Origin of the sequence: Novosphingobium sp., assembly GCF_025351285.1 — a bacterium.
Taxonomy (GTDB): domain Bacteria; phylum Pseudomonadota; class Alphaproteobacteria; order Sphingomonadales; family Sphingomonadaceae; genus Novosphingobium.
In genome coordinates this window covers 1-5,727 of record NZ_JANXWG010000084.1, presented here as the reverse complement: position 1 = coordinate 5,727, position 5,727 = coordinate 1, and the positions used below count along the sequence as shown (strand labels likewise).

General features: G+C 60.1%; 8 protein-coding genes. 2 read left to right on the top strand and 6 right to left on the bottom strand.

Annotation, left to right across the window (positions count from 1 at the left end):
• The first annotated feature begins 65 nt into the window (after positions 1 to 65).
• Positions 66 to 1,013 (top strand): IS1595 family transposase, encoded by a 948-nt coding sequence (locus tag Q0R16_RS10180; protein ID WP_295635781.1) that lies wholly within the window; start codon positions 66 to 68, stop codon positions 1,011 to 1,013.
• A 238-nt stretch (positions 1,014 to 1,251) separates the two neighbouring features.
• On the opposite strand, the gene Q0R16_RS10175 is transcribed toward Q0R16_RS10180, so the two are convergent.
• Complete coding sequence (locus tag Q0R16_RS10175; protein WP_295635780.1) at positions 1,252 to 2,085, bottom strand: DUF3800 domain-containing protein; 834 nt, start codon at positions 2,083 to 2,085, stop codon at positions 1,252 to 1,254.
• 340 nt (positions 2,086 to 2,425) lie between these two features.
• On the opposite strand from Q0R16_RS10175, the gene Q0R16_RS10170 reads away from it, so the two are divergent.
• A complete protein-coding gene (locus Q0R16_RS10170) occupies positions 2,426 to 2,881 on the top strand; it encodes a hypothetical protein (protein ID WP_295635779.1) in 456 nt (151 codons plus the stop codon).
• Positions 2,882 to 3,178: 297 nt separating this feature from the next.
• Here the strand turns inward: Q0R16_RS10170 and Q0R16_RS10165 are convergent, their stop codons facing one another.
• The 5 genes from Q0R16_RS10165 to Q0R16_RS10145 form a co-directional block, all read right to left on the bottom strand.
• The gene (locus tag Q0R16_RS10165; protein WP_295635778.1) at positions 3,179 to 3,463 is read right to left on the bottom strand and encodes a GIY-YIG nuclease family protein; all 285 of its coding nucleotides are present in this window, start codon (positions 3,461 to 3,463) and stop codon (positions 3,179 to 3,181) included.
• Positions 3,464 to 3,560: 97 nt separating this feature from the next.
• Positions 3,561 to 3,893, bottom strand: coding sequence for a GFA family protein (locus Q0R16_RS10160; RefSeq protein WP_295635777.1), 333 nt, complete (start codon positions 3,891 to 3,893; stop codon positions 3,561 to 3,563).
• 42 nt (positions 3,894 to 3,935) lie between these two features.
• Positions 3,936 to 4,193 (bottom strand): DUF465 domain-containing protein, encoded by a 258-nt coding sequence (locus Q0R16_RS10155; protein WP_295635776.1) that lies wholly within the window; start codon positions 4,191 to 4,193, stop codon positions 3,936 to 3,938.
• A gap of 232 nt (positions 4,194 to 4,425) precedes the next feature.
• A complete protein-coding gene (locus Q0R16_RS10150; protein ID WP_295635775.1) occupies positions 4,426 to 5,436 on the bottom strand; it encodes an LLM class flavin-dependent oxidoreductase in 1,011 nt (336 codons plus the stop codon).
• On the bottom strand, positions 5,433 to 5,727 hold a 295-nt coding region (locus Q0R16_RS10145; RefSeq protein WP_295635774.1), incomplete at its 5' end, for a nuclear transport factor 2 family protein. The genes Q0R16_RS10150 and Q0R16_RS10145, both read right to left, overlap by 4 nt.

Below are 5,727 nucleotides of genomic sequence, written 5' to 3'. Positions count from 1 at the left end.
CGGGAACGTTACACTTGACATACCAAACCCCCGGATGTAGTGTTTTGGTCATAGGAGAAGTCCCCGTGGCCAAGTCCGTTTTCGATGCCCCCCAGTTTAAGACCGAGGAAGGCGCGTTCGCCTACGTCGAGGCGCATCTGTGGCCGACTGGCCCGGTGTGCCCGCACTGTGGCAACTGTGATGGGGCGCGTATCCGCAAGATGGTCGGGGCCACCACCCGCATGGGGCTCTACAAGTGCAACGAATGCCGGAAGCCCTTTACTGTCCGCATGGGCACCATCTTCGAGTCCTCGCACTTGGCGCTGCACCTGTGGCTGCAAGTCATCCACCTGATGTGCGCCAGCAAGAAGGGTGTCAGCACCCGCCAGATTCAGCGGATGCTCCAATGCTCCATGAAAACCGCTTGGTTCCTCAGCCATCGCATCCGTGAAGCGATGAAGGACGACCACATCGGTTCGCTTGGTGGTGAAGGCGAAACCGTTGAAGTGGATGAAACCTTCATCGGCGGCAAGGAGAAGAACCGGCACAAGAGCAAGCGCGCCACCCGCCGCCTTGGCGGTAGCTGGGGCAAGGAAACCGTCCTGTCGCTGGTCGAGCGTAATGGCCGCGTTCGCTCGCTGCATGTCGCCAGCGTCACCGCCGCCAAGCTGCGCCCGGTCCTGCTTGCGCAGATCGATGCCGCTTCGTTGCTCTGTACCGATGACGCTGGCCAGTATCGGCACATGGGCCGCGACTTTCGGCACGAAGTCGTCAACCACGGTGCCGACGAATACGTGCGCGGGCTGTTCCACACAAACACCGTCGAGGGATACTTCTCGATCCTCAAGCGCGGCATCGTGGGCGTGTATCACCACGTCAGCGAGAAGCACTTGCAGCGCTATCTCTGCGAATTCGACTTCCGGTATTCCAACCGCGAGAAGCTTGGCGTCAACGACACCATGCGCGCCGAACTCGCGCTCAAGGGTGTTGTCGGCAAGCGCCTCACCTATGAAACGACTCGTCTCTCGGCCTGATAGCGAGAGGAAGACCCGATGGTGGCGCGCTTGGTCGCGCCTGCCAGCGGAAGATTCGCAGATGGTGTTCGTGTTCATCGAAGAGGATTGAACCATGGCAGGCAAAGCTAAGCCAAAACTGACGGACGGAGAGCGCCACGCACGCTTCAAGGAAATGGTGAGAGAAGTCGAAGCGTCCGAAAATACGGCGGATTTTGACAAAGCGTTTTGGGCTCTCACAACGCCCCCTCGGTCCGAATTACCATAAGCCACCGCGCGCGCGGTGGGCGATACCCATCGCGCGCTTGTCCCAGATCATATTTTCAACAGGCGCATTGGCCCCGATAGCAAAGAGCGATGGGCGTTCGACCGGCCATCGTCCGTGCTTTTCGATACTCCACTGCATTTCTTGCCTACGCCATTCCTGGGGGTCGTCCCCAGTCTTGATTTTCGTAATAAAATCCAAAATTCCATTTGTTGATCGTCGTAGTTCCCATGTCACGAAGTCAGCGGCTTGAATTGGCAAAACATCTTTGTAAGATTTATCCTTACCTATTGGAGTTATAGTGGCTTGCCTCACCCAATATAATTCCGATTTGTAGTAATTGTCGGTCTGACAGTAACTTTTGGCCATTTGGATAAATTGAGTAGACTTGTCGAATTTATCGACAATTATTTCTATCTCCTCCCCAATATTGTGCAGGCTAAACTCTAAAATACAGCCGTATAGCGCTAGAGAATAGCAGTTTAAGCACAGCTTGTTTTCGGCATTAAATTGCTTCAAATGATCCTTTACCACGATATGGGATGCGCGGAATAATTCCGAACTCGAAATTGCCATTACGAAATCTCGCAGCATTTGCCACATTAGGTCTCTATCTTCTCGAAATCTGGCGAATGGGCCTTGGCCCCCGTCCATTATCTCTTTCATGTGAAGGTAGGGGATTTGCCAGCGATCAAGCTGCCTTTGCCAGTTGTCCTCGAATGAGCCCCACGCCTCTACGGAACCGACTAAGCCGCCAACGCCAACGACAGGCGTCCCGGGGTCATCGTCCTTACCACTTTCGTCCAGATAGGCTTTGAGAACAGCCATCAACGCTCCGGATCGCGGGCGCGGTTGAATGGAAAATGTCCACATGCGCCGGGGGGTCATTTACTTCCCCCCATCATACAGGTTGTGGCTGGTATGGGAAGTGTAACGTTCCCGACTTGATCCGGGGTTCGGCTTCGATCCAATGCGCGCCGATCGTCCACGCTGACCATCACCTGGGGGACATGCTATTCCGTTTCCCCGTCCGACGTTGCGAGGCCTTGGTGTTGTTCGAGAAGGGTGGTTTGATGGTTCAGTAAAGTGTCACCGTAACCCCCATGGTGCGGTTTCGAAGGCAGACGGGTGGAGGTGTTCGCTACTTCTGTCCGTGTTAGAGGTGCCCATGATGACACCCCCCAATATCGTTGCTGCTCGGCGCTTCATTGAAATTGCGACTCGAAGCGAGCATCCAACGATCGCGCAGCTCGCGCGATCGTTGGACGAACTCGCCTTAAGCTATCACGATACGCCACTAGGGAATCCTGATGACAGAGACGAGTGGCCGGAGCCGGGCTCGAGGGTCGATCAAGCTGACATTGGCGCACGTTTTCCTGATCTTGGATATTATGGTGTTGCTGATCCGTTGAATGTTCCCGGAGAGGTATTAGTCGGTGATGCGATTGATGACATTTTGGATATTGCGAATGATGTCAAAGAGGTAGTCTGGCGCTTTGACCGATTTGGCGCTGACGACGCGAACTGGCACTTTCGATTTTTGTTTCGAATCCATTGGGGTCGGCATCTTCGCGATCTCGCCGGTTATCTGCACTCACGGATCGTGATTGAAGCTCAAGAATGAGCCGGTGCCCTGCCGGTGCTGGACGATCCGCGCGAGGCAGATCTGCGCGAGCGACGCCCGGATCGATCGTGCCGCGATCTGGTCGGCCACGATGGTCAACCAGCCGCCGTGTCGTTCGCGATTTGTGGTGTGGCGGGTGCCGTAGAAGGGAAGCCAAGCCCCGCATCGAGTTCGGGGCGACGGATGGGTTTGTGCGGGGCGACGGGTTGGGGGGACGGCAATTTCGTTCCGTCGGCGCACGGCATTGCGATCACTAGCCCCTAACCCTCGTCGTCCCGTGCTTGACACGGGGCTTGGCTAACTTTCCGCTTCCGCTCCCGAAAACCATTCGTCCCACAAGTCGCGCCATTGCGGATTGGCCGCCTCGATCAGCGCGAACTTCCATTCGCGTTTCCATTTCTTGACCAGTTTTTCGCGGGCGATTGCAGCGGCGATCTCGTCGTGGCGTTCGGCATGGACGAGGCGGGTCTTGCCGAAATCCGCGGCGTGAGACGAGCCGGTTCCGGTGCGGTGTTGGTGGGCGCGGCGGATCAGGTCGGCGGTGACGCCGACATCGGTCCCGCCCCGGTAGCGGTTTGCCATGATGTAGACTCAGCCGCCTTTTTCCATTTGGGCCCTGTTGGCGAGTTGCGGTTTGAAGGGAAGCCAAGCCCCGCATCAAGTGCGGGGCGACGGTGGCCTAGTCCGCATTGTCGAACGGCCGCACTTCCACCCCCGCCGCGTCGAACCCGTCGAGCAGCCGTGCATTTACGCCCATCTTGCCGAAGTCTTCGCCCAAGGTCGCCCAGTGCGTGCCGCAGCCGCAGACCGGGCAGTGGTGGATGCCGATCATGCGATCGCCCCACACATAAGCGGTTGTCTCGCCGGTAACGCGCACCGCATCGGGCGGAAAATAGGCCACCCGCCACGCCGTCCGCCGGCACAGCGAGCAATTGCACTCCGCCACCCACGCCGGCATCGCGGGCACCTCGATCCGCACATTGCCGCAGTGACAGCTTCCCTGAACGCCCATGGCGGCACGCTATGGCGATCGGGTTCTGTCTGCAATGGGGCTCTAAGCCGGTGCGGCTGCGCGCGCCCTGGCAATCGCCTGCGCCACTTCATCGAGCATCGCCAGCCGCTGCTTCTTGAGCGTTTCGAGCCGCGCGTCGGACGCGGGTTCGGTGCTGGTCTCGATGCGGTGGATTTCGCGGTTGGTTTCGTGATGGCGCTCGGCCAGCGCGCGGAAGTGGGCGTCGCCCAGCTTCAACGCGTGGAGCACGGCGCCGTCATCGGGAAATTCGCTGGCGAGATCGTGGGGTACGTGGCTCATCGGGGCTCCTTGCGCGATGGCAACGCGCCATCAGGAAACGAGTGTCCCCCGATCGGAGCGCGCACGCATTGCCCTGCGTCAAATCCCCACGAATTTCTTGCGCGATCGGCTCAATGCCATCCTCGCCAACTACAACAACACTCGCAGAAAATGCCTCGGCTTCCTAACCCCAGCCGGAACCTTGAACCCGTTGCACTTCCAATGTGAATCCACAGTGTCGCAGTTTGCATCCTTATCCCCTGATCGCCTTCAACCTGGGGATACACGCCTCCAGCAATTCCAGACTGCGCCAGCCGTGTTCGGGCGCCAATCCGCCGACCAGCGGCTGGAACACGAAGGTGCCGTGGTCTGCGACCTTGCCGGCATTGGCGATCAGTTCGTCGGGTGTCCACACCGCAAATATGCCCGATTGGCGCAGCGCGGCCAGCGTGGTCAGACCGGCAAAGGGCGAATTGGTGCCCGGTTCCTGCGCCGCCCACTTCGCGTATTCGGACACGACGTGGAAGGCGTGCGGTTCGAGCGCGGCCCAGGTGCGGTCGGGATCGTCGGACAGCATGATGATGCCGGGCAGGCCGTGGCTGGGGCTGTAGAACCGGCCCGGCTCGCGGCCAAGCTTGCGGCATTCGTCGCGGTACAGCGGGATCAGGTCGGCGCGCATCGGGCCGAAGCCCACGCCGAAACGCGCGGCGCGGCGAGCGGAGGCTTCTACTCCACCGCCCACCAACACGATTTGCTCGGGTTTCTGCACGGGCAGGGGCCGCACGAACACGGGGCGGCCTTCGGCTTCGAAACGCTCGCCGTTCAGCGCGCGCAGGATCGTGTCGATGCCCTGGTCGAGCAGTCGGCCGCGATCCTTCAGGCTCACCCCGAACATATCGAACTCGCTGCGCACATAGCCCGCGCCGAAGATCACCTCCAGCCGCCCGCCCGACACCAGATCGAGCACGGCGATTGCTTCAGCCAGCTTGACCGGATCGTGCAGCGGCAGGATCACTGCGCCCAGCAGCAGGCGAACGCGCTTGGTCACCGCCGCCATGCCCGCCCCCAGCACGAACGGCTGCGGCAAGTAGCCGTCGTCCGAACCGTGGTGCTCCATCAGCCCGATGCGGTCGACCCCGATCCTGTCGGCGAAGGCGGCCATTTCGAGCGCGGCACCGTAAAGCGTTGTGGCGGGAGTGCCCCAGTCCGGGGCACGCATGTCGAACGAGACGGTGGTGGCGATTGGCGTTTCTGGCGGCGTCATGCTGCCAGCACCGCGTAAGACGGATCGCTGCGATCGCGCCGCGCCACATCGTGCGCCTTCATCGGGGTGACTTCGCGCACTTCGTCCATGTCCATCACCGCGACCCGGTGGTCGATCGCCCACTTGCCATCAGGTTTCGCGGCACGCCTTGACCAGCGATCGATGTAGCGGCTGAGCACGGTCATCTGCAGCAGCTTGCCCTCGCGTATCATGCGCAAGTTGGCGGTGACGTAAGCCTCGCTTGCGGCGCGATCACCATCGAGTTCGATGACGATGTTGGTGACCTGGTGC

Excerpts from the sequence above, each read along its gene's own strand:
- Q0R16_RS10175 (WP_295635780.1), bottom strand. The coding sequence starts at position 2,085 with ATGGCTGTTCTCAAAGCCTATCTGGACGAAAGTGGTAAGGACGATGAC.
- Q0R16_RS10170 (WP_295635779.1), top strand. The coding sequence starts at position 2,426 with ATGATGACACCCCCCAATATCGTTGCTGCTCGGCGCTTCATTGAAATT.
- Q0R16_RS10165 (WP_295635778.1), bottom strand. The coding sequence starts at position 3,463 with ATGGCAAACCGCTACCGGGGCGGGACCGATGTCGGCGTCACCGCCGAC.
- Q0R16_RS10160 (WP_295635777.1), bottom strand. The coding sequence starts at position 3,893 with ATGGGCGTTCAGGGAAGCTGTCACTGCGGCAATGTGCGGATCGAGGTG.
- Q0R16_RS10155 (WP_295635776.1), bottom strand. The coding sequence starts at position 4,193 with ATGAGCCACGTACCCCACGATCTCGCCAGCGAATTTCCCGATGACGGC.
- Q0R16_RS10150 (WP_295635775.1), bottom strand. The coding sequence starts at position 5,436 with ATGACGCCGCCAGAAACGCCAATCGCCACCACCGTCTCGTTCGACATG.